Below are 26,625 nucleotides of genomic sequence, written 5' to 3'. Positions count from 1 at the left end.
CCTTCTTCACGCTCAGGCGATGCGCAAGGGGGTGTGGGTCGGGTCGACGCGCTCGGCGGGTGGCGGGGGTGGCGGCGGGGCGCCGTCGCCGAACGGGCGGCCGCCGAGCGCCTCCCGGCCGTGCGGGGCGAACCAGTTCGACAGGTCCGGACCGAGCGGCACCACACCCGTCGGGTTGATGTCCCGGTGCACCTCGTAGTAATGCCGCTTGACGTGGTCGAAGTCGACCGTGTCGCCGAAGCCGGGGGTCTGGAACAGGTCCCGGGCGTACGCCCAGAGCACCGGCAGCTCGGTGAGCTTCTGGCGGTTGCACTTGAAGTGGCCGTGGTAGACCGGGTCGAAGCGGACCAACGTGGTGAAGAGCCGCACGTCCGCCTCGGTGATCGAGTCGCCGACCAGGTAGCGCTGCCCGGCCAGCCGTTCGCTCAGCCAGTCCAGCCGGTCGAAGAGCCGGTGGTACGCCTTCTCGTACGCCTGCTGGCCGCCGGCGAAGCCGCACCGGTAGACGCCGTTGTTCACGTCCGCGAAGACCACGGCGTTGACCTCGTCGATCTCGGCGCGCAGCCGCTCCGGGTAGAGGTCGGGCGCGCCCTCGCGGTGGTACGCCGTCCACTCGGTGGACAGGTCCAGGCTCATCTGCGCGTAGTCGTTGGTTACCACCTGGCCGGTCGGCACGTCCACGATCGCCGGCACGGTGATGCCCCGGTCGTACCCGGGGAAGCGCTTGAAGTACGCCTCGGCCAGCCGCTCGACGCCGAGCACCGGGTCCCGCCCGTCCGGGTCGAGGTCGAAGGTCCAGCTCCGCTTGTCGTGGGTCGGGCCGGCCACCGCCATCGAGACGGCGTCCTCCAGGCCCAGCAGCCGGCGGACGATGATCAACCGGTTGGCCCACGGACAGGCCCGGCTCACCGCGAGCCGGTATCGCCCGGGCTCCACCGGCCAGCCGGTCCGCCCGTCGGCGGTGATCCGGGTGGCGATGTAGCGCTGGTCCCGGGTGAACTCGCCGCCTGGCTCGACGTACTTGCCGCCGGTACGGTCCAGGATCTCGTCGCCGCTCTCGGTCACTTCGCCACCTCGCTTCGCTGTCGTCCCGTCCCATCATCGTCGCTGCAGGCGGCTCCGGCAGGCCCGGGCGCTGAGATCGGCGCTACGCTGCCGCGGTGACCGATGTGGAGGCCGCGGCCCGACGCTTCATCGCCGACGTGTGGAACGCGACCCGTGAGGAGACCGCGTACGAGCTGGTCGCCGAGGACTGCCCCGGGTTGGGCGGGAGCGGGCCGTCGGCCACACTGGCCTGGCACCGGGAACGGCGGGCGGCCTTCCCCGACCTGCGTTACAAGATCGTGGACGTGGTGGCCTCCGGTGACCGGGTGGCCCTGCACTGGCGTGCCGCCGGCACCCAGGCCGGGCAGTTCGGCCCGGTGCCACCGACCGGCCAGGTGGTCAGCTACTCGGGGGCGACCTTCCTGCGCTTCGACGACAAGGGCCGGATCGTGGACGTGTGGAGCGTCAACGAGCTGTTCCAGGTTCTCCAACAGCTCGGCGTCGAGATGATCCCGCCTCCGCCGGGGTTCACCGCGACCGGCGAGTGATCCGGCGGGCCGTTGACGGGCCCGCTGACGCGCCCGCCCCGGCGCCCCCGGAAGCGCTGCACGCCGGGTGGTGGTCGCGCCCGCCGAGGGCACAGGGCAGGATGGGCGACATGAGCGAGCGGTGCGAGCGAATCAGCCAGCTCAGCGCGGGGAATGCCGCACGGCGTCGGCGAGCGGAGCGAGGCGACGGCGGGCGCGAGCGGTGCGAGCGAATCAGCCAGCTCAGTGCGGAGGTGCCGCACGGCGTCGGTGAGCGAAGCGAGGCGACGGCGTGAGCGAGCGGAGCGGCGTGCCGGGCCAGGGGCTGGTGAAGGGGCTGGCGGTCACGCTGAAGACGATGACCCGCCGTTCGACCACCCAGCAGTACCCGGACGTGGCCCCCGAGCTGCCACCCCGTACCCGCGGGGTGATCGCGCTGCTGGCCGAGAACTGCACGGTCTGCATGCTCTGTGCCCGGGAGTGCCCGGACTGGTGCATCTACATCGACTCGCACAAGGAGGAAGTGGTGGTGCCCGGCGCCGCCCGCCCCCGCCAGCGGAACGTGCTCGACCGGTTCGACATCGACTTCTCGCTCTGCATGTACTGCGGCATCTGCGTCGAGGTCTGTCCGTTCGACGCGCTCTACTGGTCGCCGGAGTTCGAGTACGCCGAGTACGACATCAAGGACCTGCTGCACGACAAGGACCACCTGGGCGAGTGGATGGTCACCGTACCGCCGCCGCCGGCCCACGACCCGCACGGTGACCCGTCCAAGGAGGAGACCACCGCCGCCCGCAAGGCCGCGGCCCCCGCGGCACGTCCGGCTCCTTCCCGCGTACGCCCCGAGCCCGGCGCGGAGCAGGGCGGAGGCACGGCCTCATGACCGGTGCGGACGTGCTGCTGCTCGCCCTGGGCGCGGTGGCGGTGGGCGCCGGCGCGCTGGTGGTGGGCACCCGGCACCTGGTCCGGGCGGGCCTCTGGCTGGTGGTCTGCCTGGGCGCGCTGGCCGGCGACTATCTGGTGCTGACCGCCGAGCTGGTGGCCTGGGTGCAGGTGCTGATCTACGTCGGCGCGGTGGTGGTGCTGTTGCTGTTCGCGGTGATGCTGACCCGGGCCCCGATCGGTGCCTCGGACGACCTGGACCGGCCCGGCTGGCCGGCCGCGCTGATCGGTGGCGGCAGCGGGCTGGGCCTGGCCGTGCTGCTGGTCGACGCGTTCCGCTGGTCCCGGGTCGAGCTGCCCGCCGCCGGCACCGCCGAGCGCCTCGGAGAACAGGTGTTCCGCTCCTGGGTGTTGCCGTTCGAGCTGCTCTCGGTGCTGCTGCTCGCCGCGCTGGTCGGCGCGATCGTGCTCTCCCGTACCGACATCGGCCGGACCGCGCCGAGCCGGCCGGGCCCGTCCGGTGTGACGGTCCCGGCCGTCGACGAGGGCGGGCGCCCGTGAGGCCGGTCGTCCCGTACGTCACCGCCGCGCTGCTGTTCGGTCTCGGTGTCTACGGCGTGCTGCGGCGCCGCAACGCCGTCCTGGTGCTGATGGCCGTCGAGCTGATGCTGAACGCGGTCAACCTGATCCTGGTCACCGCGGACACCACGGTCCGAGCCCAGCTGCCGCACGCCGGCCAGGTGTTCGCGCTCTTCGTGATCGTGCTCGCCGCCGCCGAGATCGGCGTCGGGCTGGCCATCGTGCTCCAGCTCTACCGGCTGCGGGCCAGCGTCGTGGTGGACGACGTGCCGCTGACCGAGCCGTCGCCGCAGCCGGCCACGACGGAGACGGGTGACGAGGTGTCGCGGTGAGTGACGGGACGATGGTGACCGGCGCGACCACCTGGCTCGCGCCGCTGCTGCCGGCCGTGCCGCTGGCCGCCGGCCTGCTCGGTCTGCTGCTGCCGCCGTCCCCGCGCGACCACGCCCTCGGCGAGACCCGGGCCCGGCGGTCGGCGATCACCCTCGGTGTCACCGGTGCCGCCGCGACGCTGCTGATCGCGATCCTGCTGCTGGCCAGGACCGACCACCTGGTCGAGGCCGGGACGACCTGGGTCGACCTCGGCGGGCTCCGGGTCACCCTCGGCTACCGGCTGGACGGGGTGGCGGTGCTGGTCGCCACCGCGGTGGCCGTGGTGGCCCTGGCCGTGCAGGTCTACTCGATCGGCTACCTGAAGCGCGGCCCGCACGACGACGTCGACGTGGATCACCGCTACCCGCCGTACGCGGCGCAGATCAGCCTCTTCACCGCCGCGATGCTGACCGTGGTGGTCTCCGGCGACCTGATCCTGCTGCTGGTCGGCTGGGAGGTGATGGGCATCTGCTCGTATCTGCTCATCGCCCATGACCGGCGGCTGCCCGAGGCGCCGGGGGCCGCGGTGAAGGCGTTCCTGGTGACCCGGGTCGGTGACGTCGGCTTCCTGTTGGGCATCGCGCTGCTCGGCGCCGGCGCCGGCAGCTTCCGGATCGCGGACGTGCTGGCCCACGACTACTCGACCGGTACGCTCACCGCTGCCTGCCTGCTGCTGCTCGCCGGGGTGGCCGGCAAGAGCGCCCAGTTCCCGCTGCACACCTGGCTGCCGGACGCGATGGCCGGCCCCACGCCGATCTCCGCGCTGATCCACGCCGCCACCATGGTCGCCGCCGGGGTGTACGCGGTGGCCCGGCTCTACCCGCTCTTCGAGCGTGCCCCGGTCGCGCTGGCCGTGCTCGGGGTGATGGCCGCGATCACCCTGCTGCTCGGCGCGTTCGCGGCCACCGTGCAGGACGACATCAAGCGGGTGCTGGCCTGGTCGACGGTCTCCCAGATCGGCTACATGACCGGGGCGCTCGCCGTCGGCGCGCCCACGGCGGCGCTGTTCCACCTGCTCACCCACGCCGCGTTCAAGGCGCTGCTCTTCCTCGCGGCCGGTGCGGTGATCCACGCCGTCGGCACCACCCTGATGTCCCGGATGGGTGGCCTCCGGTCCGGCATGCCGGTCACCTTCTGGTGCATGGTCGTCGGCCTGGGCGCGCTTGCCGGGGTGCCGCCGTTGTCCGGTTTCTGGAGCAAGGACGGAGTGCTCGCCGCCGCCGAGGTCGCCGCGCTGGACGGCGCCGGCCCGGGCTATGCCTGGGTGGGTTGGCTGGTGTGGCTGGCCGGGCTGCTCGGCGTCGCGATCACCGCCTGGTACGCCACCCGACTGCTGCTGCGTACCTTCTTCGGCGCCGCGCGCAGCCCACTGGTCCGCCCGCACGATCCACCGGGGGTGATGCGCTGGCCGGTGCTGCTGCTGGCGGTGCCGGCCGCACTGCTCGGCCTGGCCGCCTTCTGGACGCCCTTCACCGATCGGATCTTCGCGCCGATCACCGAGGCGGAGCTGACCGACTTCGGCACCTCGCTGGTCCACGTCGGCACCGCGCTGGTGCTGGCGTTGGCGCTGCTGCTGGTCGGGATGGGCGTGGCGTGGTTCGGCTGGCGCCGTGACCCAGCCGCCGACCCGGCCCGCTTCCTGGGCCCGCTGCGGCCGGTCTTCGCCCGGGCGTTCCGGCTCGACGACGCCCAGCACACCCTCGTGGTACGCCCGACCACCGCGCTGGCCCGAGCCGTACGGGCGGGCGACGAGCGGGGGGTCGACGGCCTGGTGGAGGGGAGCGGTCACGCCGCCGTGGGGCTGGGCGGCGGGCTGGCCGCGCTGCACCGGGCGGCCCTGCCCCGCGCGGCGGCCGGCGTGCTGGCCGGCGCGCTGCTGATCGGCCTCGCCGTCGCCCTGATCGGAGTGGCCTCATGACGTTCGGGGAGTTCCTGCTGGTCGCGGTCCTGGCGGTGCCCGCCGTGGGCGCGGTCGCGGTGGCCGCCACCCCGGGCGACCGGGCCGGCCGCCTGGTCGGCACCGTCGCCGCGGCACTGACCCTGCTCGCCAGCCTGCCGCTGTTCGCCGGCGCCGACGGCTGGGTAGGCCACGGGCCGGCTCCCGCCGTGCGCCCCTGGTACGAGCTCGACCTGCCGTGGGTGCCCGGCCTGAACCTGCGTTTCCACCTCGGGGTGGACGGCATCTCCTGGCCGCTGGTGGTGCTCACCGCCCTGCTCACCCTGCTCTGCTGCGGGTACACGCTGTGGCGGGTGCCCGAAGGTGGCGGCAGCGGGCGGGCGCTGGTCGCGCTGCTGCTGGTGGTCGAGGTGGGCATCCTGGGCACCTTCCTCGCCCTCGACCTGGTGCTCTTCTTCCTGTTCTTCGAGGTCGTGCTGCTCCCGATGTACGCGGTGATTGCCGGTTGGGGTGGCGACGACCGGCGGCGGGCGGCCCGCAAGTTCGTTCTCTACACCCTGTTCGGCTCGGTGCTGCTGCTGGTCGGCGTCTATCTGGTGGTCGCCGCGGCGGGCACCGCCGATCTGGTCGCGTTGACCGGTGGGTCCGGGCTGTCCCGGGGCACCCAACTCGCCGCGTTCACCCTGCTGGCGCTCGCCTTCGCGGTGAAGAGCCCGCTCTGGCCGCTGCACTCCTGGCTGCCCGACGCGCACACCCAGGCGCCCACCGTGGGCAGTGTGATCCTCGCCGGGGTGCTGCTCAAGATGGGCACGTACGGCCTGATCCGGGTGGCGGTCGGGGTGGCTCCGGAGGGCGCCCGCTGGGCCGCCCCGGTGCTCGGGGTGCTGGCCGTCGCGGCGATCCTGGTCGGCGGCCTGGTCTGCCTCGCGCAGGACGAGCTGAAGCGGCTGATCGCATACTCCAGCGTCGGGCACATGGGCTTCGTGCTGCTGGGCATCGCCACGCTCACCACCACCGGGCTGCAGGCCGCGCTGATCGGCAACATCGCGCACGGTGTGATCACCGGCCTGCTCTTCTTCCTGGCCGGGGCGATCAAGGACCGGACCCGCACCGGAGCGCTCGCCGAACTGTCCGGGCTGCGGGAGAGCGCCCCCCGGCTGGCCGGGTTGCTCGGCTTCGCGGCAATCGCCTCGCTCGGGCTGCCCGGGCTGGCCGGCTTCTGGGGCGAGGCGTTCGCCGTGGTCGCCGCCGTACGGCGGGGCGGCCCGCTCTGGACCACGCTCGCGGTGCTGGCCGCGCTCGGCGGGGCGCTGGCCGCCGCGTACCTGCTGCGGCTGCTGCGCCAGGTGACTCACGGCCGGCCCAGCCCCGCGGTCGGGCGGGTCGCGCCGGGGTTGGCCGGGGCGGAGTTGACCGCCTGGGCGCCGCTGGTGCTGCTCGCCCTCGCTGTCGGTCTGGCCCCCGGGCTCGTCCTTTCGTACGCCTCCGGACCGGTCGCCGCCCTGGTGGGAGCCCTCAGATGAGCCCCGCGGTCGCGAACGAAGGTGAGCCCGGATGAGCCTGGTGCAGAGCGTGGACCATGTGGCGCTGCTGCCGGTGTACCTGGCCGCCGGCACCGCCGTACTCGTGCTCCTGGCCGACCTCCTGGTGGCCCGCGCCGCCGTCACCGTGGCGGTGGCCGCGACCGGCGCGGCGGCCACCGCGCTCGGCGCGGCCCTGGTCGGTACGGGCGGCGAGCGGCGCACCTTCTGCGTCGGCGCCGACTGCTCATACCTCTACGGCGGCCGGGCCGCCCTGGTCGGGGCGGTATTCGCCCTGCTCACCCTCGGTGTGCTGGCGCTCTCCGGCCCGCTGCTGCGGGCCGGTCGGGTCCCGGTGGGGGAATACTGCTTCCTGCTCGCCTGTGCGATGACCGGCGGCGTGGTGCTCGGCGCGGCCGGCGACCTGATCACCCTGGTCGTGGCACTGGAGACGCTCACCCTGCCGCTCTACGTGCTGGTCGGGCTGCGCCGGGGCAGCCTGGCCGGCGCCGAGGCGGCGGTCACCTTCTTCGTGGTCAGTGTGGTGGCCACCGCGCTGACCCTGCTCGGCGCGGCGCTGCTCTACGCGGTGACCGGCGCCCTGCACCTGGACCGGCTCGGCACCACCCTGGCCGCCGACGCGGGGCTGCGCGACCTGCCGCTCACCACGGTCGCCGTGGCGCTGGTGGTGGCCGGGCTGGCGTTCAAGGTCGCCGCCGTGCCGTTCCACGCCTGGGCCCCGGCGACGTACGACGGTGCGCCGCTGCCGGTGGCCGCGTACCTGTCGACGGCGTCGAAGCTGGGCGGGGTGGTGGCCCTGCTCGCGGTGGTGCAGCGGGCGCTGCCGGCCACCGTGACCGGGCCGGTGCTGGCCGGGCTGGCGGTGCTCACCATGACCGTCGGCAACCTGGTGGCGTTGCGCCAGCGCCGTACCGTCCGGCTGCTCGCCTGGTCCTCGGTGGCCCAGGCCGGCTACATTCTCGCCCCGCTGGGCGCGCTCGCGCTGGCCGCCGGCCGCACCGCCGACGCCCGTGCCGGGGCGTACGCGGCAGCCGTCGCGTACGCCGTCTTCTTCGTGCTGCTGGAGCTGGCCGCCTTCGCGGCGGTGGTGGCGCTGCGCCCGGCGGACGGCGACGGCGGCATTCTGGCCGACCTGCGCGGCGCGGCCCGGCGGCACCCATGGGTGGGTGGTGCGTTCGCGCTCGCGCTGGTCGGGCTGGCCGGCCTGCCGCCCGGCCTGGCCGGACTCTTCGCCAAGGTGACCGTGGTCCGCGCGCTGCTGGCCGGGCACGCGGGCTGGCTCGCCCTGGTGGTGGCGCTGAACGCGGTCATCGGCCTGGCCTACTACCTGCGCCTGGCCGCCACCCTGTACGAGGCGCCCGGCCCGGCCACGGCCCGCCCGGCGCGGATGGTGGTCGTGGCCCTCGGGGCCGCCACCGCCCTGGCCGTGGTGGTCGGTTTCGCCCCGCAACTCGTCCTGGACCTGGCCGCCCGCTGACCGCCGTTTTGTCCCTCTGCGCGCAGACGGCACAGCGGGCTCACAGAAATTCCCAGCCAACTTTCAGCCATGGGCAGGATGGTTGACGGGTACCGGTGTTGTTGAACCGGTCAGCGGCCCCCGCGGGTCCGCGCACCGAAGGAGCGATCGTGCATCACAACCGTCTGAAGACCGCAGCGCTGCTCGGCCTGTTGACCTCGCTGATCCTCGCGGTCGGCTACTGGTTCGGTGGGAGCGGCGGCCTCGTCATCGCCGTCGTCATCTCGTTGCTGATGAACGGCGTCACCTACTTCTACTCCGACAAGCTCGCGCTGCGCTCGATGGGGGCGCAACCGGTCAGCGAGGCAGAGTTCCCCGAGCTGTACCGGATGGTCCGTGAGCTGTCCACCCAGGCAGGCCAGCCGATGCCCCGCCTCTACGTCAGCCCCACGGCGCAGCCCAACGCGTTCGCCACCGGGCGTAACCCGCAGCACGCGGCGGTCTGCGTCACCCAGGGCATCGTGGAGATCCTCGACTACCGCGAGCTGCGCGGCGTGATCGGGCACGAGCTGTCCCACGTCTACAACCGGGACATCCTCATCTCCAGCGTGGCGGCCGGGCTGGCCGGCATCATCACCATGTTGGCGAACCTCGCCTGGTTCATCCCGCTGGGCTCCTCCGACGACGAGGACGGCCCGAACCCGGCGGTGCTGCTGCTCACCCTGATCCTCGGCCCGATCGCGGCCACCATGATCCAGCTGGCGATCAGCCGCAGCCGCGAGTACCAGGCCGACCAGTCCGGCGCCGAGCTGAGCCGGGACCCGCTGGCCCTGGCCAGTGCCCTGCGGAAGATCCACATGGGTACCCAGATGCGTCCGCTGCCCGCGCAGGGCCAGCTCACCAGCACCGCCCACCTGATGATCGACAACCCGTTCAAGCGGGGTGGTGGCATCGCGGCCATGTTCGCCACCCACCCGCCGATGGAGCAGCGGGTGGCCCGGCTGGAGCAGATGGCCCGCAACTCCGGCCCGGTGCAGTTCCAGCGCTGACCGACCCCATCTCCGCCCGCGTCCGACAGCACGGACGCGGGCGGAGCCGTCTTCGGCCCGCTGCCGCCCGGTGACCGGGTCAGTCCGCTGCCTCGGGCAACCGGTCGGGGCGGGCGAGCAGAACCACGCCGAGCAGCACCACCCCCGCCGCCAGGTACGCGGCCGCCGGGCCCAGCAGCGTGGCGGTGCCGCCGAGCAGGAAGATGCCGCAGCCGGAGACGGCGATGTTCGCGGCCACGATGGTCACCTCCACCTGCCCCATCCGCTCCTTCGGCGCCAGCCGGGCGAAGGTGGCCTGGGCCCCGATCAGCCAACCGCCTCCCGCGCCGATCAGCGCGTTCGCGCCCGCCAGCGCCCAGGCCGGTGCGTCGACGGCGACCAGCACCCCGGCCAGCAGCAGCGCTCCGGCGAGCGCCGCGGAGACCGCCACCTGCCCGGCCACCCGGGCCAGCCAGGCCCGCCGTCCGGCCAGCAGCACGAATACGGCGCCGCCGAGCGCCGACGCGGCCAGCACCACCGGACGCCACGCGCCCCGGGCCAGGTCCGGGGCGAGGGCCTCCGGCAGCGCGCCGGAGAGCACCGTGCCGAGGGTGAGCACGGCGACGCCGCGCAGCACCGGGTGCCCGGCGATGGTGCGTACGCCGGCGGTGGCCGGCGGCCGTGGCCCCCGACGTTCCTGCCGGTTGACCGGCAGGCCGGCCAGCACGACCGCGGCGAGCAGGAACGAAACGAGGTCGATCACGAGCGCCGTCCGGGGCCCGAGCGCCACGGTCACGCTGGCCCCGGCGAGCAGGCCGGTCACCTGGCCCGCCTGGTTGGCGAAGGCGGAGAGCCCGAACAGTGGCAGCCGCAGCGGGATGTCCACCGCCTCCGCGACGATCGCCACGTTGACGCTGGAGTATGCGGCCCGGACCCCGCCGAGCAGGCCGGCCGCGACGATCGCCGGCACCGGCTGGGGGACCGCGGCCGGTACGGCGATCAGCACCGCGCCGGCCACCGAGAGCCAGATCAGCATGGTGCGCCGGGCCGGCACGTCCAGCCAGCCGCTGAACACGGTCGCGACCAGCAGGGCGGGCAACATGCGAGCGGCGTACACGGCGGCTGGACCGAGCACCGAGCGCGTCTGGTCGTACGCCAGCAGCAGCAGGGCGGCCAGCCCGACGAAGTCGCCCAGTTCGGAGATGGCCCGCGCGGTGACCAGCCGTGAGGCGACCGGGTGGCGGAACAGGGCCCGGTAGCCGGGCGGCGGCGGTGCGAGACGTTCCTGCGCGTCCGTCATCAGCTCGGCTGGTCCGCTTCCTCAACCCCGACGGGCTGATGGTTGGCAGGATCGCGCAGCCGGCGGACCTGCTCCTGCCGGAGCCGTGGTTCGATGGCGGTGCCGGTCACCGGACCTCCGTGCGTCGTCGGGGCGGAGTCTGTGCGACAAATGGACATAGGTTGATCAGAAACTACCCGTTCGGTCCGCTGACGGCAGCCCCGCATCGGGCGCGAGGTGTGAGCGAGCCGACCATCCCCGCGACGAGCTGCGGCGTTAGGGTCAGAAGGGATTCCACTCGTTACCTGTCTCCTCGGAGGTGCACCCGTGGGCGCTCTGCGCCAGTATCTGGGCGTCTGGCGGATCCCCGGCGCGCCGATGCTGCTGATCCTCGGCATCATCGGCCGGCTCGGGATCGGCATGACCCCGCTGGCGCTGCTGCTCGTGGTGCAGTCGGTGACCAACCGGTACTCCCTCGCCGCGGTCGCCGGCGGCATCTACGCGCTCTCCGGCGCCGCGCTCAGCCCGATCGCCGGGCGGATCGCCGACCGGGTCGGCCCCACCCCGGTGCTGCTGGTCACCGCCGCCGCCCACCCGCTCGCCCTCTTCGGGCTGCTCTGGGCCAGCCAGTCCGGGGCCGGCAACCTCGCCCTGATCTACCTGGCCGCCGGGGTCGCCGGGGCCACCTACCCGCCGCTGACCGCCGCCATCCGGGGTGCCTGGAACGACCTGACCACCGCCGCCGCCGGCCGGGCCCACCTGCGCAACACCGCGCTCGCCGCGGAAACCTCGCTCTTCGAAGTCGTCTTCGTGCTCGGCCCGCTGCTGGTGGCCGGGTTCGTCCTGTTCGCCGACGCCGCCGCCGCGCTGGTCGGGTCGGCGGTGGTCACCCTGGTCGGGACCACCGCTGTCGCGCTCGGCCAGGTGATGCGGAGCTGGCGCCCGCACCCGCACGAGCACCACGCCAAGGGGCTCGGCCCGCTGCGGGTCGGCGGCTTCCCGGCCCTGCTGCTCTGCGTGGCCAGCCTCGGCATCGCGTTCGGGGCTGCCGGGGTGACCGTCCCGGCCTTCGCCGGGAAAGCCGCCGCCGACGACCCGGAGAGCCTCGCCGGCGTGCTGCTCGCCGTCTGGGGCATCGGCAGCGCCGTCGGCGGCTTCTGGTTCGGCGTACGCCGCCCGGCCGCCAACATGACCCGCCAGTTCGCCTGGCTGCTCGGCGCCGTCGCGGCCAGCTTCGCCGTGTACGCGGTGATGCCGACCCCGTCGGCGCTCGGCGTGGCGCTGATCCTCGGCGGGGCCACCATCGCCCCCGCGCTGACCCTGGAGAACACCCTGGTCGGCCGGATCGCCCCGGCCGGCATGCTGAACGAGGCGTACACCTGGGTGGTCACCATGTCGGTGGCGGCGAGCGCCGCCGGCGGCGCGGTGGCCGGGCTGATCGTCGACAACGCCGGCGGCGTGCCCTGGGCCTTCCTCTTCGCCGGGTCGGCCGTCGCCGTCGGTGCCGTGGTCGCCGCGCTGCCCGCCGGCCCCATCGCCCGCGCCGAGGCCACGGCGGTACTTGTCGAACAGCCGGTCACCGCCTGACCGCTGCGCCGCCCAGCGTCCGGGCATCCCGAGGATCAAAGGCGGTCGGGACGGGTACGCCGCCCGACATGTTCCTCTTCTTCTCGAACCGGATCGGCTGCGTCGGGTCTATCCTGGCCAGCGCCATCCTGACGGTGATCCTGCTGCTGATCTTCGCGCGCTGACTCGGGCCGCCGGAGGCTCCCTCTCCGGGCCTCCGCGCCTCGGCCGCACCTTGATCGACTCCATCTGCGGGATGTGGTGGTCTCGGCAAGTGCCGGTTACCGCCGTTTGCGCGGCACGGAGTGGATCAACCGAGTTACGTGATCAACCTCGCGCAGCTCACCCTTGCCGCGGGCCGTCGCATGGCCGTCGATCGTCAGACGGTGGTGACGAACGACGGCCATCAGCGACGATGCCCGCCCAGGCCGCAGGCGGATGACGATCTGCTGACCGGCGAGGCTTACCGGTAGTTGGTGAACTGAAGGGCGACGCCGAAGTCCTCGGCCTTCAGCAGCGCGATGACGGCCTGGAGATCGTCTTTCTTCTTGCCGGTGACCCGCAGCTGGTCGCCCTGGATCTGGGCCTGGACGCCCTTCGGGCCCTCCTCACGAATCTTCTTGCTGATCGCCTTGGCCTTGTCCGAGTCGATCCCCTGGACCACCTTGGCGTCGATCTTGAAGATCTTGCCCGAGGGGCGCGGCTCGCCGGCGTCCAGCGACTTGAGCGAGATGTTCCGCTTGATCAGCTTCTCCTTGAAGACCTCCAGAGCGGCGCGGACCCGCTCCTCGGTCTCGGCCTGGAGGCTGATCGCCTCCTCGCCCGACCAGGAGATCTCCGCGCCGGTTCCGCGGAAGTCGAACCGCGTCGCGAGCTCCTTCTCCGCCTGGCGGAGGGCGTTGTCGACCTCCTGCCGGTCGACCTTGCTCACGATGTCGAACGACGGGTTCGCTGCCATGCTCATGCTCCTGCTGTCCGGCGGTCTGTCCTGTTCCGTCCCCCACTGACCAGCGGTGGGACCCCCTGACGGTACCCGCTTGCGAAAGTCCCGGGGGCAACCGCTATCCTTGCTTCCGCTGCCGCGTTCCGCGCGGTGGCACGCCCTGGCGGGTTGCCCGAGCGGCCAATGGGAGCGGACTGTAAATCCGTCGCGAAAGCTACAGAGGTTCGAATCCTCTACCCGCCACCAGGCGAGAGAACGGCCCCTGACCAGCAGAGATGCTGATCGGGGGCCGTAGTCGTTGGTCTCGCTCAGAGCCCACCAAAAATCGCTTCGTCTCGCTGGCTGTGTCGCATACGTGTCGCCGATCCGATGGCCGCTCGGGTCGCCGCCGAACGCGTGTGAGCCGCGGCACGGCGACCTTGGGCCGCCGGGGGAGGCTGGCAGCCCCTGCGGTGCCCGGGCGAGGGAAATTCGCGGCCGACCTCTGAGAAGGGGCGGGGTTCGGGCGGAGCCGAGGTCCTCGGCGTCCTGGTCGCCTTCAGCGCGGCCGGCCGACCGACCCGCTTGCGAGCCCCCTTGATCCCGGAGGGCAATACGGCAACACAGAGCGTCCGGAGCCTGGGTTAAGGAGAGCACGGAGATGAAACGAGGCTTCGCGCGTTCGATGGCAGCTGGTCTCACCGGCGTGGCACTGTCGGCGTGCGGGCTCATCGGCGGAGCCGCAGCCGACTACCCCCACCTCTACGCTGGCGACGACGCCCGAGCCGGGGTGATCTATGACGATGTCGCCCCGAACCAGTCGACCACGGTGAGTGATCTTGTGGTATGCGTCGACCGGCCCGGGAAGGTGGAAGTAACTCGCGTCGAGTCGCGCGAGGCGTTCGGCGGCCTCGAGCTGGAGCAGTTCGCGGCCATGCCGACGCACGAGGCTCGCGCGTCCGGGTTTGGGGAGGGCCACAAGGCCATCACCGAATACGGCGCCCAAATCACCAAACCATTGGTTCTGAACGGGCGGTGCCCCGACCCGGACAAGCCCGACGATTCTCCGATCACGCGTTACTACTCACTCCTCCTGCAGTACGCCAGGCCCGGCACCCAGACGGCGGGCAACCACGGCATCGTGATCTGGTACACCTCGGCCGGCCGTGAACACTCACTCTTCGTGGAGTGGGAGGTCCTCCTGTGCGACAAGTCCGACACGACGACCGAGGATTGCCCGGCGTCCGGCGCGGCCGTCGCTGGCTAGCCCTGGTCGGTGGCGTAGGGCCGGACCGTAGCGAGCCACGGAGAGGCCAAGATCGAGGGCGCCCTGGTGCGATGGAGAAAGGGCGGCCGATCCGCTGATGTCTCTGTAACAGGCCGCCTTTTACCCGAAGGACACGATGCGGTGACGTATGCCAATGCCGTGACGCCGCGATTGCCGGGAACGGGCTACAACTGATCCGGATGTGCGCCTGCGTCGATCTCTGCGGGCCGACTCGATCGGGGGAGGTGGCGGTGGGGCGACAAGTCGAGCGGGTGTCTGTTTGGCCGGCGGTGTTGGTGGTGGTGCTGCTGGTCTGTGGTGCCGGTGCGCTCGCCGGGTGGCAGATGATGTGGTGGCAGTTCCGGAAGAACACTGAGGCTCGCGCGCTGGCGGAGGCGGCGGAGTTGGATCGACGGCTCCGGCTCTATGCCGACGCGGTGATCGCCGACGGGGAGATCGTGCCGAGCGACGAGCACCTCGTCGCCCTCGGGCAGTCAATGGGCGTGGCAGTGCGGGAGATCCACCGGGTTCCGTCGCTTACCGTGGTCGTCTACAGGGTTTGGTACGGCTCGTCCGCCAACCGGTGTGACCAGATCACCTTCCTGGATCTGGGGCGGCCGAGCGCCGCCGCGCGGATCGAGACGCTGCCGGCCTGCCCGGCCGCCACCGGGCTGCCGAACCCCGCGAGTACGGCTCCGGCCCGGCCGACGGTCCCGGCCATTCGAAATCTGGTTCGGCTGCCCTTGGGTGGCGGGTGGTCGAGGAAGGGTCTTCCCCGTAGCGGCGGTCTGCCTGATTGAGATGGAGCGCAGAGCGGGACAAGGTGGACGGATGTTGGACAACCCAGAGCCTGACTGCTGGCTGCACCCAGATGTTGAGGTGCGTCCCTCTTCGATCGCGGGCGAAGGGCTGTTCGCCCGAGCCCCGATCGCGGCGGGCATGGTGGTATCACGCCTCGGTGGCCACCTGGTCACCTGGCCGGTCTTGAAGGACCTGCTCGACAGCGCCGCGCGGCAGCCTGACCGTCCGTACATCGACACCATCGCGGTGACCGAGACGCTGCACCTTGTGCTGCCGCCTGGCCGCCCGAACGGCAAAGGCAACCACAGTTGCGAGCCGAATCTCTGGTGGGTCGACGCTTACATCCTGGCCGCGCGCCGTGACATCAAGCGGGGTGAAGAGCTGACGAACGACTACGGTACGAGTACCGCCGGCAGCGACTTCAGGATGCCTTGTCGATGTCGCTCAGCTTTGTGTCGTGGCGTGGTGACCGGCGGGGACTGGCAATTGGCCGAACTCCGCCGCCGCTACGGCATGCACTGGGTGCCCGCCCTCCTCGAACTGATCAGCAGGCACGAACCACCGTGCCAGACCGATCACCATCGGTGAGGCGTGGTCCACCTGCGCCGGGCCGACGTGGTGCGCACGCGACGGCACCCAGGTTCTCCGTACGCCGTTGCGGGCTTCGGAGATTCGGCATCTTGTCGATCAAAACTAGACTCACCGCATGAAGCGTCCACGCCTCCGGACGACGCAGCTCGTGGGGTTCCTGTTCGCGCTCGCGTCGGGCGTTGGGTTGTGGTTGGACTGATCCGACAAGGTCACATCGCGACTCCTCGCAGCCGGACTGTTCCTGTTTCATGGGCAAGGACCCCCGGAGGGCCTGATGATCGGTTTGCGGGTTAGGTCGGAATCCGCAGTGGACGAAGATCCTCGTCGGGCCATCACTGTCCTGATCTGGCCGGGCGGGCCGAGAATCGTGGGCCAAACGGCGGAACCTGCCCACCTTCCCGTCGTCGGCGCTGACTTGACGCCGGAGCAGGCAACTGCACGGCTTGACCAGCTGCATCGGACTCTTGAGCGCTACGTGAGCTGGGCGAACCCCGATACGAATGGGTTCAACCCCCACGCCGCAGGACCTGGTTCAATGCGGGGTGACGGATCGAAAGTGGCGCTTGGACGCCGTGGCGAGCCTTGACGCCGCGCTTGATATCCCGATAACCCCGGCCGGGAACTGGGGCCCGTCTGGACTGCTGTGCTCTCAGAGTGATGCCTCGCTGCGATCCACCGGGCGCGCGCTGACTCGTCAGAACGCTCCAGCCAGGCTGGCTCGCGCCGGACCTCACTGTCGGTGACGGCCATCGTCGGGATCTGGCGCGGCGCGGCTCAAGGGGGCATGCTGGTGTCGATGAAATCCTCGCATCCGTCTGGTGGAGCGGCATTCGCGCCTGGGTCGCCGCGAGGTTTCCGCACCGGGCGCCTCCGCATGTGTTCCGCGAGCCGCGCCAGCGCGCTCCGGTTGACCGGTCCGCGTGCAACGTCCCGTGTGGTGCGCCCTTTGGCAATGATCCCGCCTCGGGGCTAAGGTTGGAAATGCGGGTAAAGGCCGAACCCGCGGGATATGAACGTCGGGCGTGCCCCCTGCCGCCGCCGGCTGCTGAATTGCCGCAGCCGACCGCTCGGCCTGTGGGGCCGAGGCCCGATCAGCCGTCCGTCCGCTTTGCGGGTCCCCACTGTTGTGGCACGATCGTGGAACCTCCACCATCCTTGTGGCACTTCCCCGACAGGAGCAAACATGTCTGGTCGAAGGCTGGGCCGGCTGCTTGGCTCATTCCTGGCGCTCGCGGCCGCGCTGAGCGGCGTCGTTCTCGGCGGCAGCGCAGAGCTGGGTAGAACACATACCTCGGACATCATCTGGAACATGCCCGCCCCTCGCTGACGGATCACCGTTCGCTCTGAGGCAGTCGAGGGGTCGACGAAGGGGAACGGCCATGGCGGGACCGGGCACCAAGCGTTCCCGCTCGGACGACCATGCCTGGCTGATCACCGGCCCGCTGTTCCTGTTCGCTGTCGTCTGCTCCACGATCACGAGCCTGGTTGCTCGCCCCCCGTTCGGCGACTGGCTGCTGGGTGGGTTGTTACTGGTCGCGATGGTGGCCGCAGGGCTGCCGGTACTCAACTTCACCGTCCGGCGCCAGTCGGTCGGGGTGACTCTCACCGAGATTCCGCTCGTCCTCGCCTTCTACCTCATCCGACCGCTCACCGTCGTCGTCATCTACACGCTGGCCGCAGTCGTCACCCATCTCTGGCATCGGATGGACACCACCAAGCTGTGGTTCAACGTTGCCCGCGCGGCTGCAGGGTCGTCGCTCGCCGTCTTGATTCTGCAGGCGTTTCCCCCGATGGAGGGGATCGGGCCGCGAATCTGGCTCACGCTCCTCGTGGCCGCCATCGTGGTGAACGTGGTCAGTATCAGCTCGGTGGCGGCCGTGTACACGCTTCTGCAGGGCTGGCAGACAGGCCGGGATGCCTTCCGGAAGTCGCCGTCGTTGTTTCTCGCCCCCGGAATCAACGTCGTCGCTGGTCTGATCATCCTGATCCTGATCACCGCAACCTGGTGGTCGTTGCTCCTGCTGGCGGCGCTGACCACCGCGCTGACCCTCGTCTACCGTGCCTACGCGCAGTTCTTCCGGCAGCATCGCACCCTTTCCGACATGTACGAGTTGAGCCGGGCGATCAGCGCTAGTGGGCAGGACGGAACCCTCGCCGACGCCCTGCTCGTTCGGGTCCGGGCCCTGATGCAGGCGGAGTACGCCACCCTCTGGCTGCCCGCCCAGGGCCGGCACCCGGAGGTCCTGCTGACCTCCCGGATCGCGGACTCCGGGCTGCTCGACGTGGCGCCGACCTCGCCGGCGCTACGCGAACGGGCCCGGCGGGAGGGCCGTGCGGTCATCCTGACGCGTGGCTCGGTGCCCGACCCCATGCTGCGGGACGATCTGTCCGATCTGCGGGTCAAGGACGTGATCGCCGTTCCGCTGCGCTCGGGTCAGGCGGTGGTCGGCACGCTGGAGGTGGCCAACCGCCTCGGTGCCAGCAACTCGTTCGTCCGCACGGACGTGCCGCTGCTGGAGACGGTCGCCGCGCACGTTGCGGTTGCTCTGGAAAACTCCCGCCTGGTCGACCGGCTACGGCACGACGCGACCCACGACGCGCTGACCAAGCTGCCCAACCGGCGGCGGGTCACCGCTTCGGTGGCCGAGGCGGTGAAGATCGCCGCGCCGGGCGAGGTGGTGGCGCTGCTGCTGTTCGACGTCGACCGGCTGCGCCAGGTGAACGAGACGCTCGGCCACGCCGCCGGTGACAAGGTTCTCGTCGAGGTCGCCGAACGGCTGCGCGTCTGCGCACCCTCCTCGGCGCTGGTCGGCCGGGCCGGCGGCGACGAGTTCCTGGTGACGCTGCGGCTGGAGAGCGCCGAGGCGGCGCTGGAGTTGGCCGGGCGGCTCCGTGAGCAGATCCGCGACGTGATGGTCTTCGACGCGCTCACCCTGGACGTGGACACCGCCGTCGGGGTGGCCGTGCACCCGGAACACGGCAGCGATGCGGTGGCCCTCCTCCAGCGGGTGGACCTGGCCGCGACGGCCGCCAAATCGGTCCCGGGCAGCGTCCAGCTCTACAGCCCGGCGCTGGAGTCCCGCTCGCTGCGCCGGCTGGGCCTGGCCGGCGATCTTCGCCGCGCGCTCGACGACGGCGAGCTGGAGGTGTACTTCCAGCCCAAGGTGACGCTGCGCGACCGTTGTCTGGTCGGAGTGGAGTGCCTGGCTCGCTGGGAGCACCCGGCGCACGGCGCGGTTGCCCCGGACGACTTCGTCGCGGTGGCCGAGCACACCGGCCAGCTGGGGCGGCTCACCGAGTTCGTGCTTCGGGAGAGCCTGCGCCGCAGCCGGGACTGGAGCCATGGCGAGCAACCGCTGGCCGTGTCGGTCAACCTCGCCGCTCGTACCCTCACCGATCAGCACTTCCCCACCCTGGTGCGAGAGCTTCTCGACGAGTACGGTGTGGCGCCGCAGCGGCTCACCCTGGAGATCACCGAGTCCGGCGTGCTGGACGGCACCGAACGTCCGATACCCACCCTGCGGCGCCTGCGTGACCTCGGTGTCCGGCTCTCGGTGGACGACTTCGGCACCGGCAACTCGTCGCTGGCCCAGCTGCGCCGGCTGCCGGTGAACGAGGTGAAGGTCGACCGGTCGTTCGTGCAGGGGATGGCGACCGATCCGGGTGACCTGGCCATCGTGAACGCCGTGGTGACGCTCTCCCAGCAGTTCGGGCTGGCCGTGGTGGCCGAGGGTGTGGAGAGCGAGCTGACCCTGGAGCTGCTCCAGGACATCGGCTGCGAGATCGGCCAGGGCTTCCTGTTCAGCCGGCCGCTGCCGTATGAGCGGCTGGAGACCTGGTTCGGTGCCCAGGCCGACCCGGAGGCGATCCCCGCCGGCGAGCTGCCCCGCCTGCGCGTGGTGCCCTGAGCTGCCCGTACCCGGTATGGGGGATCCGATTTCACCTCGGCGGCGAGGTCGTGTACTGTTTCCCCTGCGCGACACCCCACGGGGTGATCGGGTAGGCCCCCTTAGCTCAGTCGGCAGAGCGTCTCCATGGTAAGGAGAAGGTCTACGGTTCGATTCCGTAAGGGGGCTCAGAGGGTCCGGCTGGGCCCGTCACGGCGGTGTAGCTCAGATGGCAGAGCAAGCGGCTCATAATCGCTGTGTCGCCGGTTCAAGTCCGGCCACCGCTACTCTCGTCCTCCGGGTTACCCGGTGGTCGGTGGGTTGGGCGCCGTAGGCGCCCACTTTGCATGTCTGCGCAGTAACGGCGTAGTCTCATGCGCTGTAGTTGTTACCCGTTAGCGAGGAAGGCACTCCGCCGTGGCGAAGGCGACCGATGTCCGGCCGAAGATCACTTTGGCGTGTGTGGAGTGCAAGGAGCGCAACTACATCACGCGCAAGAACCGTCGTAACGACCCGGACCGCATCGAGCTGAAGAAGTTCTGCCCGCGCGACGGTCGGCACACGGTCCACCGCGAGACCCGCTGACCCTCGGCCGGCCCCGCCGGCCCGGTTCCGCACACTTTCGAACGCCGATCCGCACGGACGGTGGCCCAGTGCCGCCAGCCCGTACGGGTCGGCGTTTGTGCGTTCCGTGTAGGTTCGCGGCATGTCCCTGGACCCGTCCTTCGTCGGCCGGACCTATCCGCCGACCGCCCCCTACCAGGTGGGCCGAGAAAAGATCCGCGAGTTCGCCACCGCCATCGGCGCCACCGACCCGGCCCACCACGACCCGGCGGCCGCCCGGGCGCTCGGTCACTCCGACGTGGTCGCCCCGCCGACCTTCCCGGTGATCGTGACCATGGCCGCCAGCCGGCAGATCGTCGAGGACCCGGCGCTCGGCGTCGACTACAGCCGGGTCGTCCACGGCGACCAGCGGTTCGCGTACACCCGGCCGGTGGTGGCCGGTGACGAGCTGGTCTGCGTCAACACCATCGAGGAGATCACCAACCGGGGCGGACACGGCTTCCTGACCACCCGCACGGACGTGATCACCGCCGCCGGCGAGCCGGTGGTGGCCGTCTGGTCCAAGATCGTCGTACGCGGGGAGGCCTGACCGTGGAACTGCCCACCCAGACGTTCCAGGTGACCCGTGCGGACCTGGTCCGCTACGCGGGTGCCTCGGGCGACTTCAACCCGATCCACTGGAGTGACCGCACCGCCACCAAGGTCGGCCTGCCCGGGGTCATCGCCCACGGCATGTTCACCATGGCGCTGGTCGGCCGGGCGGTCGCCGCCTGGGCCGGCGCGCCGGACGCGGTGGTCGACTTCGGCGTGCGGTTCACCCGCCCGGTGGTCGTGCCGGACACCGACGAGGGCACCGAGATCGAGGTCAACGCGGTGGTCAAGGAGGTCACCGAGGCGGGTCTGACCAGGCTCGATGTCACCGCGACGTGCCACGGGGAGAAGGTCCTGTCGCAGGCCCGGGCGACGGTCCGGATGCCCCGCTGACCGGTCGGTCGACGCGCGAGGGGTAGACCGGTTGGGAAAGTGGGCCGACTACCCGTACACTGGTCCGCCGTGGGGTAAGTGACCCCGCCCGGCACTGCGTGTTCGGGTTGGGGTGAGTTGCCGCACAGGGGTGTAGCTCAATTGGCAGAGCAGCGGTCTCCAAAACCGCAGGCTGCAGGTTCAAGTCCTGTCACCCCTGCGCCTCAGGCCTGACCGTTCCCGTGGGTCGCGCCGCCGTATGGCGGCGTCCGGCCCGTGGTGGTGGCACCGGCGGGGTGGTTCCGAGGCATTCGGGCCCTCCCGGTCGGTCCGCCGGCCGCGGCCCGTCGCGGGACGGTTGGTCCGGCCGGCGTGACCACACGCTGCGCACGCTCATCGGCGTGCGACCCCGAGATCCCGCACGGAGGGCGAAGTGGCCGAGAACAAGCGGCGCGGCGAGGACGCCGGCGACGAGCGTCTGCCTGAGGACGCGGTCGTCGACGACACGGCCGAAGACGACGCCACGAGCGAGGAGGAGCCGGTCTCGCGGGGCGGTACCGCCACCCGTAAGCGGGCCCGTGCCGAGTCGACCGAGGGCCGGAAGACCCGTAAGGACACCGATCGGATCGGGCTCTTCGCCCGTATCGTGCGGTTCTTCCGCGAGGTCGTAGCCGAACTGCGTAAGGTCATCTGGCCGACCCGCAAGGAGCTGCTGACCTACACGGGCGTGGTGGTCACCTTCGTCGCGGTGATGCTGGCGATCGTGGCCGGCCTGGACTACGGCTTCGCGAAGGCGGTGCTGTGGGTCTTCGGCAACCCCAGCTGACCGGCGACCAGCCATAGTTACGGAAGTGAGCGAGCGTGCCTGAGTACGACGAGACCGCCGAGACCCCGGACGAGCAGTCCACGGTGGCGACGGCGGCCAACAACGAGTCGGTCGAGGCCGCCAGCGAGCCGGAATTCCCGACCACTGAGCCCGCCCCGGACGAGGACTTCGACCCGGTCGCCGAGCTGCGCCAGAAGCTGCGCTACGCGCCCGGCGACTGGTACGTGGTGCACTCGTACGCCGGCTACGAGAACAAGGTCAAGACCAACCTCGAGACCCGGATCACCTCCCTCGACATGGAGGACTTCATCTACCAGGTCGAGGTGCCGACCCGGGAAGAGGTCGAGGTCAAGAACGGCAAGCGGTCGCAGGTCCAGGCGAAGGTCTTTCCGGGCTACATCCTGGTCCGGATGGAGCTGACCGCCGAGTCCTACTCCTGCGTCCGGAACACCCCCGGGGTGACCGGCTTCGTCGGGGCGACCGACCGGGCCGACCGCCCGGCGCCGCTGAGCCTCGACGAGGTGCTGAAGTGGCTGGCTCCGGCGGTCGAGACCGTGGAGAAGAAGGCCAAGCCCGAGGTCAAGGTCCTCGACTTCGAGGTCGGTGACTCGGTCACCGTCACCGACGGCGCCTTCGCCTCGCTGCCGGCGACGATCAGCGAGATCAACGCCGACCAGCAGAAGCTCAAGGTGCTGGTGTCGATCTTCGGCCGGGAGACGCCGGTCGAGCTCAACTTCAACCAGGTCGCCAAGATCTGACGTACGCCTCGCACCGGCGGTGGGCTTCCGGCCCGCCGCCGGTGTGTCGTTTCCCGTCCCGTGGACCTCGGCCGAGGGGCGGCGTGACGGTTGCGCTACCCTAGAACGTCGGCTGTCCGCAGCGCGCTGACCGTGTGCGCCCGCGGACCGGCGAAAATCCCAGTTCCAAGCCCCAGGAAGAGACATGCCTCCGAAGAAGAAGCTCGTCAAGACGTTCACGCTTCAGCTGCCGGCGGGCCAGGCCACCCCGGCGCCGCCGGTCGGCCCCGCGCTCGGCCAGCACGGCGTGAACATCATGGAGTTCTGCAAGTCCTACAACGCACAGACCGAGTCGCAGCGGGGCGACATCGTCCCCGCCGAGATCAGCGTCTACGAGGACCGCACCTTCACCTTCGTGTTGAAGACCCCGCCCGCCGCCCGGCTGCTGATCAAGGCCGCCGGTGTGCAGAAGGGCTCGGGCGTCCCGGACAAGGAGAAGGTCGGCTCGGTGACCCGCGCCCAGGTGCGTGAGATCGCCGAGAAGAAGATGGCGGACCTCAACGCCAACGACCTCGACCAGGCTGAGAAGATCATCGCCGGCACCGCCCGGTCGATGGGCCTGAACGTCGCCGACTGACCTCGGTCACCGCTTCACTCGATCAGTTCGTGGGAGGGCCGCGGACGTCGCGCGCCCGCCAAAGACCACAGGAGTAACAAGACATGCAGCGCAGCAAGAGCTACCGCAAGGCCGCCGAGGTCATCGACCGGTCGAAGCTCTACTCTCCCGCCGAGGCCGTCAAGCTGGCCAAGGAGACCACCAACGTCAAGTTCGACGCCACGGTCGAGGTCGCCATGCGCCTCGGCGTCGACCCCCGCAAGGCGGACCAGATGGTCCGCGGCACGGTCAACCTGCCGCACGGCACCGGTAAGACCGCCCGCGTGATCGTCTTCGCCGCCGGCGCGAAGGCCGAGGAGGCCGCCGCCGCGGGTGCGGACGAGGTGGGCACCGACGAGCTGGTCGCCCGCATCCAGGGTGGTTGGCTCGACTTCGACGCGGCGATCGCCACCCCGGACCAGATGGCCAAGATCGGCCGGATCGCGCGGATCCTGGGCCCGCGCGGCCTGATGCCGAACCCGAAGACCGGCACGGTGACCATGGACGTCGCCAAGGCCGTCTCGGACATCAAGGGCGGTAAGATCACCTTCCGGGTGGACAAGCACTCCAACCTCCACCTGATCATCGGCAAGGCCTCGTTCTCCGAGACCCAGCTGGTCGACAACTACGCGGCGGTGCTGGACGAGGTGCTGCGCTCGAAGCCGTCCGCGGCGAAGGGCAAGTACCTGAAGAAGGTCACCCTCACCACCACCATGGGCCCGGGTGTCCCGGTCGACCCGAACGCGGTGAAGAACCTGCAGGAGTCCTCGACCGAGGCCTGAGCACGACTGCCCTGACGGGGCCCCGCCACCCACGTGGCGGGGCCCCGTTCGTCTGCCCGCTGTGGCAGGCTCGTCGCATGCGGCTGGAGGACGTCTGGTTGCGCTACCACCGGCGCGGCCCGTGGGTGCTGCGGGAGACCGAGGTGCGGATCGGCCCGGGTGAGGCGGCGGTGGTGCTCGGGCGCAACGGCGCGGGCAAGTCGACGCTGCTCCAGCTCGCCGCGGGCGGGCTCCGGCCGACCCGCGGCCGGGTGGTCGACCGGCCCGCCGCCGTCGGCTGGGTGCCGGAGCGTTTCCCCGCCGACCAGCCGTTCACCGTGGCGGACTACCTCACCGCGATGGGCCGGGTCGCCGGCCTCTCCGGGCCGGAGGCCGACCGGGCGGTGCGGCACTGGGTCGACCGGCTCGGCCTGGCCCGGTTCCACGGGGTCCGGCTGCCACAGTTGTCGAAGGGCACCGCCCAGAAGGTCGGCCTGGCCCAGGCGTTGCTGCGGCCGCCCGGCCTGCTCGTCCTCGACGAGCCCTGGGAGGGGCTGGACGCCGCCGCCCGCGAGCTGGTGCCGGTGTTCATCGACGAGGTGCTGGCCGGCGGCGGCACGGTGCTGGTCAGCGACCACCGTGGTGAGACGGTCCGGCTGCCCGGCGCCCGGCAGTGGACGGTCGCCGACGGCACGGTCACCGAGCGGGCGTCGTCGGAGGAGCCGGCCATGGCCGTGGTCGAGCTGGCGGTCCCGGCCGCCCGGGTCGCCGCCACCGTCGCCCGGTTGCGCGCCGACGGCCATCACGTCCTCCGGGTACGCGACCACGCCGTACCGCCCGACGCTGGGGTGGTGGCGGGGCAGGACCTGACCGGTCCAGCCCGGGAGGTGGCCCGGTGACCGCGCTGGTGCGGCTGCGGCTGGCGGGCTTCCTGCGTACCGGACGCGCGCTGGCACCGGTGCTGGCCGGCCTGCTGGCGCTGGGCGTCCTCTACGGCGGTGGCCGGGCCCAGCCGGCGGAGGCATACGGCGTCTCGGCGGTGGTGCTGTTCCCGGTGCTGGCGTGGCAGACGAAGATCCTGCTGGACGTGGAGCCGGACGTGCAGCGCCGGCTGGCCCGGGTGGTGGTCGGCCCGGTCCGGGAGCAGGTCGCCGGTCTGGTCGCGGCGGCGGTTGCCGGGCTCGGCACGGTGGCCCTGGCGCTGGTCTTCCCGTGGCTGGTCGGCGGGGTGACCGGGCAGGTCCCGCCCGGCGGTCGGCCGGTGCCCGCCGGGATCGCCCTCGGCATCTGGGCCCATCTGCTGGCCCTGCCGGCGGCGGTGGCACTGGGCGCGCTGGCCAGCCGGGTGATCACCCGCAGCGCCGGCTACGGTGTCGCGGTGCTGACGGTCGGTGCGGTCGGCGCCCTGGTGCTGGGACTGAGCGGTTCGGTGGCGCCGTGGCTGGCGCCGCCGGTGATGCCGACCGCCCGGGCGCTGACCGGCGCGCTGGCGGCCCCCACCGGCCTGCTGCTGACCGGCTGGGCGCTCGCCTGGGCGGCGGTGGCGCTCGCCGGCTACGCCCGGGGCCGCCGCACCCGCGCCTGAGGCCGAGACGGCCGAAAAGGTGGCCTGGAGCACTCCGGCGGCGTCGATTTGCCGCTGACCGGACCCGTCACGTACCCTTGCCGGGTAGTTCCACCCAGAGACCGCTGGTCACCGTGCCCCGGCACGGTCGAAGGTCCCGCGATGACGGGCGACCCGCGCAGGGCGGCAAGCGAAAATCGGTGCTGTGCGTGGTCCGCCGACCGCGTCCGTGGTGCCGGCCCTCGCCCCGTGCGCCCTGCGCCGGGGCTTTTCTCGTTGTCGTGATGCCTCCGCGCCGTCGCGAGCGTCCGCTCGTCGCCGGCGTACCAGCTCCGAGCAACGAGAGAGGAGGGACATGGCGGACAAGCCGATCCGGGCCGACAAGGCCACGGCCGTCGCCGAGCTGACCGAGAGCTTCCGCAACGCGGGGGCCACCGTGCTGACCGAGTACCGCGGACTCACGGTTACCCAGCTCACCCAGCTGCGGCGCTCGCTCGGCAAGGAGACCAGCTACACGGTCGCGAAGAACACGCTGGCCAAGCGTGCCGCGACCGATGCGGGCATCTCCGGCCTCGACGAGCTGTTCACCGGTCCTACCGCGCTGACTTTCGTTTCGGGCGACGTCGTCGAGGCGGCGAAGGGGCTTCGCGACTTCGCGAAGGCCAACCCGAAGCTCGTCATCAAGGGCGGTGTCTTCGAGGGCAAGGCCATTTCCGCGGCCGAGGTCACGAAGCTCGCCGACCTGGAGTCCCGCGAGGTGCTGCTGGCGAAGCTGGCCGGCGCCATGAAGGGCAACCTGAGCAAGGCTGCGGCCCTGTTCCAGGCTCCGCTCGCCAAGACCGCGCGTCTGGCGGCCGCCCTGCAGGACAAGCGCGAGAAGGAGGGCGCCGAGGCGGCCTGAGGCCCCGCGGCGCAC

The 26,625-nt window shown here is 71.4% G+C and carries 27 protein-coding genes, 4 tRNA genes and 1 pseudogene; 29 read left to right on the top strand and 3 right to left on the bottom strand.

The features are described from left to right. Positions 1-12: 12 nt before the first annotated feature. A complete protein-coding gene (locus ACIRG9_RS17690) occupies positions 13-1,065 on the bottom strand; it encodes a glutathione S-transferase family protein (protein ID WP_402856665.1) in 1,053 nt (350 codons plus the stop codon). A gap of 95 nt (positions 1,066-1,160) precedes the next feature. Between ACIRG9_RS17690 and ACIRG9_RS17685 the strand changes: the two genes are divergently transcribed. The 8 genes and pseudogenes from ACIRG9_RS17685 (at position 1,161) to htpX (ending at position 9,347) form a co-directional block, all read left to right on the top strand. Next, the gene (locus ACIRG9_RS17685; RefSeq protein WP_402856662.1) at positions 1,161-1,592 is read left to right on the top strand and encodes an ester cyclase; all 432 of its coding nucleotides are present in this window, start codon (positions 1,161-1,163) and stop codon (positions 1,590-1,592) included. Positions 1,593-1,863: 271 nt separating this feature from the next. Then, positions 1,864-2,454, top strand: coding sequence for a NuoI/complex I 23 kDa subunit family protein (locus tag ACIRG9_RS17680; RefSeq protein WP_402856659.1), 591 nt, complete (start codon positions 1,864-1,866; stop codon positions 2,452-2,454). Next, positions 2,451-3,014 carry an NADH-quinone oxidoreductase subunit J gene (locus ACIRG9_RS17675; protein WP_402856656.1) on the top strand — a complete coding sequence of 188 codons (564 nt, stop codon included), beginning with the start codon at positions 2,451-2,453 and terminating at the stop codon, positions 3,012-3,014. The genes ACIRG9_RS17680 and ACIRG9_RS17675 overlap by 4 nt, the downstream gene beginning before the upstream one ends. Then, positions 3,011-3,364, top strand: a complete 354-nt coding sequence (gene nuoK, locus ACIRG9_RS17670; RefSeq protein WP_402856653.1) for an NADH-quinone oxidoreductase subunit NuoK — start codon at positions 3,011-3,013, stop codon at positions 3,362-3,364. The genes ACIRG9_RS17675 and nuoK overlap by 4 nt, the downstream gene beginning before the upstream one ends. A 197-nt stretch (positions 3,365-3,561) precedes the next feature. Continuing rightward, a pseudogene (locus ACIRG9_RS17665) lies at positions 3,562-5,322 on the top strand (NADH-quinone oxidoreductase subunit L); the annotation flags it as partial. After that, positions 5,319-6,824, top strand: a complete 1,506-nt coding sequence (locus ACIRG9_RS17660; protein WP_402856650.1) for a NuoM family protein — start codon at positions 5,319-5,321, stop codon at positions 6,822-6,824. The pseudogene ACIRG9_RS17665 and the gene ACIRG9_RS17660, both read left to right, overlap by 4 nt. A gap of 31 nt (positions 6,825-6,855) precedes the next feature. Beyond that, positions 6,856-8,319 (top strand): NADH-quinone oxidoreductase subunit N, encoded by a 1,464-nt coding sequence (locus ACIRG9_RS17655; RefSeq protein WP_402856647.1) that lies wholly within the window; start codon positions 6,856-6,858, stop codon positions 8,317-8,319. 149 nt (positions 8,320-8,468) lie between these two features. Further along, positions 8,469-9,347 (top strand): zinc metalloprotease HtpX, encoded by an 879-nt coding sequence (gene htpX / locus ACIRG9_RS17650; protein ID WP_402856644.1) that lies wholly within the window; start codon positions 8,469-8,471, stop codon positions 9,345-9,347. 79 nt (positions 9,348-9,426) lie between these two features. Here htpX and ACIRG9_RS17645 read toward each other — a convergent pair whose 3' ends face one another. Beyond that, the gene (locus tag ACIRG9_RS17645) at positions 9,427-10,626 is read right to left on the bottom strand and encodes an MFS transporter (RefSeq protein WP_402856641.1); all 1,200 of its coding nucleotides are present in this window, start codon (positions 10,624-10,626) and stop codon (positions 9,427-9,429) included. Between the two features lie 306 nt (positions 10,627-10,932). On the opposite strand from ACIRG9_RS17645, the gene ACIRG9_RS17640 reads away from it, so the two are divergent. Together ACIRG9_RS17640 and ACIRG9_RS17635 are read left to right on the top strand one after the other, a co-directional pair. Beyond that, complete coding sequence (locus tag ACIRG9_RS17640; protein WP_402856638.1) at positions 10,933-12,192, top strand: MFS transporter; 1,260 nt, start codon at positions 10,933-10,935, stop codon at positions 12,190-12,192. A gap of 302 nt (positions 12,193-12,494) precedes the next feature. Continuing rightward, positions 12,495-12,644 carry a hypothetical protein gene (locus ACIRG9_RS17635; protein WP_402856635.1) on the top strand — a complete coding sequence of 50 codons (150 nt, stop codon included), beginning with the start codon at positions 12,495-12,497 and terminating at the stop codon, positions 12,642-12,644. On the opposite strand, the gene ACIRG9_RS17630 is transcribed toward ACIRG9_RS17635, so the two are convergent. Further along, entirely contained in the window at positions 12,635-13,129 is a 495-nt protein-coding gene (locus tag ACIRG9_RS17630; protein ID WP_402856633.1) for a YajQ family cyclic di-GMP-binding protein, read from the bottom strand. The genes ACIRG9_RS17635 and ACIRG9_RS17630 overlap by 10 nt on opposite strands. Positions 13,130-13,276: 147 nt before the next feature. Between ACIRG9_RS17630 and ACIRG9_RS17625 the strand changes: the two genes are divergently transcribed. The 19 genes from ACIRG9_RS17625 to rplJ all read left to right on the top strand — a co-directional run bounded on the left by ACIRG9_RS17625 (position 13,277) and on the right by rplJ (position 26,610). Next, positions 13,277-13,360, top strand: a tRNA-Tyr gene (locus tag ACIRG9_RS17625). A 394-nt stretch (positions 13,361-13,754) separates the two neighbouring features. Next, positions 13,755-14,360 (top strand): hypothetical protein, encoded by a 606-nt coding sequence (locus tag ACIRG9_RS17620; RefSeq protein WP_402856630.1) that lies wholly within the window; start codon positions 13,755-13,757, stop codon positions 14,358-14,360. 251 nt (positions 14,361-14,611) lie between these two features. Beyond that, complete coding sequence (locus tag ACIRG9_RS17615; RefSeq protein WP_402856627.1) at positions 14,612-15,160, top strand: hypothetical protein; 549 nt, start codon at positions 14,612-14,614, stop codon at positions 15,158-15,160. A gap of 31 nt (positions 15,161-15,191) precedes the next feature. Further along, the gene (locus ACIRG9_RS17610) at positions 15,192-15,749 is read left to right on the top strand and encodes an SET domain-containing protein (RefSeq protein WP_402856624.1); all 558 of its coding nucleotides are present in this window, start codon (positions 15,192-15,194) and stop codon (positions 15,747-15,749) included. Positions 15,750-16,935: 1,186 nt separating this feature from the next. Next, positions 16,936-17,079: a hypothetical protein gene (locus ACIRG9_RS17605; protein WP_402856621.1), complete on the top strand. Its 144-nt coding sequence runs from the start codon at positions 16,936-16,938 to the stop codon at positions 17,077-17,079. Between the two features lie 52 nt (positions 17,080-17,131). Next, complete coding sequence (locus ACIRG9_RS17600; protein ID WP_402856618.1) at positions 17,132-19,660, top strand: putative bifunctional diguanylate cyclase/phosphodiesterase; 2,529 nt, start codon at positions 17,132-17,134, stop codon at positions 19,658-19,660. Positions 19,661-19,755: 95 nt separating this feature from the next. After that, a tRNA-Thr gene (locus ACIRG9_RS17595) sits at positions 19,756-19,828 on the top strand. A 25-nt stretch (positions 19,829-19,853) separates the two neighbouring features. Further along, positions 19,854-19,926, top strand: a tRNA-Met gene (locus tag ACIRG9_RS17590). A gap of 130 nt (positions 19,927-20,056) precedes the next feature. Continuing rightward, a complete protein-coding gene (rpmG, locus tag ACIRG9_RS17585; RefSeq protein ID WP_007073056.1) occupies positions 20,057-20,224 on the top strand; it encodes a 50S ribosomal protein L33 in 168 nt (55 codons plus the stop codon). Between the two features lie 121 nt (positions 20,225-20,345). Then, entirely contained in the window at positions 20,346-20,792 is a 447-nt protein-coding gene (locus tag ACIRG9_RS17580; protein ID WP_402856615.1) for a MaoC family dehydratase N-terminal domain-containing protein, read from the top strand. A 2-nt stretch (positions 20,793-20,794) separates the two neighbouring features. Beyond that, positions 20,795-21,187 (top strand): MaoC family dehydratase, encoded by a 393-nt coding sequence (locus ACIRG9_RS17575; RefSeq protein ID WP_402856612.1) that lies wholly within the window; start codon positions 20,795-20,797, stop codon positions 21,185-21,187. 126 nt (positions 21,188-21,313) lie between these two features. After that, positions 21,314-21,386, top strand: a tRNA-Trp gene (locus tag ACIRG9_RS17570). Between the two features lie 213 nt (positions 21,387-21,599). Then, positions 21,600-21,992 (top strand): preprotein translocase subunit SecE, encoded by a 393-nt coding sequence (gene secE, locus ACIRG9_RS17565; protein WP_402856609.1) that lies wholly within the window; start codon positions 21,600-21,602, stop codon positions 21,990-21,992. 35 nt (positions 21,993-22,027) lie between these two features. Next, complete coding sequence (nusG, locus tag ACIRG9_RS17560) at positions 22,028-22,750, top strand: transcription termination/antitermination protein NusG (RefSeq protein ID WP_402856607.1); 723 nt, start codon at positions 22,028-22,030, stop codon at positions 22,748-22,750. A gap of 184 nt (positions 22,751-22,934) precedes the next feature. Next, complete coding sequence (gene rplK / locus ACIRG9_RS17555; RefSeq protein ID WP_402856604.1) at positions 22,935-23,366, top strand: 50S ribosomal protein L11; 432 nt, start codon at positions 22,935-22,937, stop codon at positions 23,364-23,366. An 83-nt stretch (positions 23,367-23,449) separates the two neighbouring features. Then, on the top strand, positions 23,450-24,166 hold the full coding sequence (gene rplA / locus ACIRG9_RS17550) for a 50S ribosomal protein L1 (protein WP_402856601.1): 717 nt from the start codon (positions 23,450-23,452) through the stop codon (positions 24,164-24,166). Between the two features lie 77 nt (positions 24,167-24,243). Beyond that, positions 24,244-25,044: an ATP-binding cassette domain-containing protein gene (locus ACIRG9_RS17545; protein WP_402856598.1), complete on the top strand. Its 801-nt coding sequence runs from the start codon at positions 24,244-24,246 to the stop codon at positions 25,042-25,044. Next, positions 25,041-25,730, top strand: coding sequence for a hypothetical protein (locus ACIRG9_RS17540; RefSeq protein ID WP_402856595.1), 690 nt, complete (start codon positions 25,041-25,043; stop codon positions 25,728-25,730). The genes ACIRG9_RS17545 and ACIRG9_RS17540 overlap by 4 nt, the downstream gene beginning before the upstream one ends. A 334-nt stretch (positions 25,731-26,064) precedes the next feature. Next, positions 26,065-26,610 carry a 50S ribosomal protein L10 gene (gene rplJ / locus ACIRG9_RS17535; RefSeq protein ID WP_402856592.1) on the top strand — a complete coding sequence of 182 codons (546 nt, stop codon included), beginning with the start codon at positions 26,065-26,067 and terminating at the stop codon, positions 26,608-26,610. Positions 26,611-26,625: the final 15 nt, after the last annotated feature.

It is taken from the genome of Micromonospora sp. NPDC093277 (assembly GCF_044765245.1).
GTDB lineage: Bacteria > Actinomycetota > Actinomycetes > Mycobacteriales > Micromonosporaceae > Micromonospora.
Note: the sequence above shows the minus strand (reverse complement) of the source record. Positions and strands in the feature narration are given on the sequence as shown.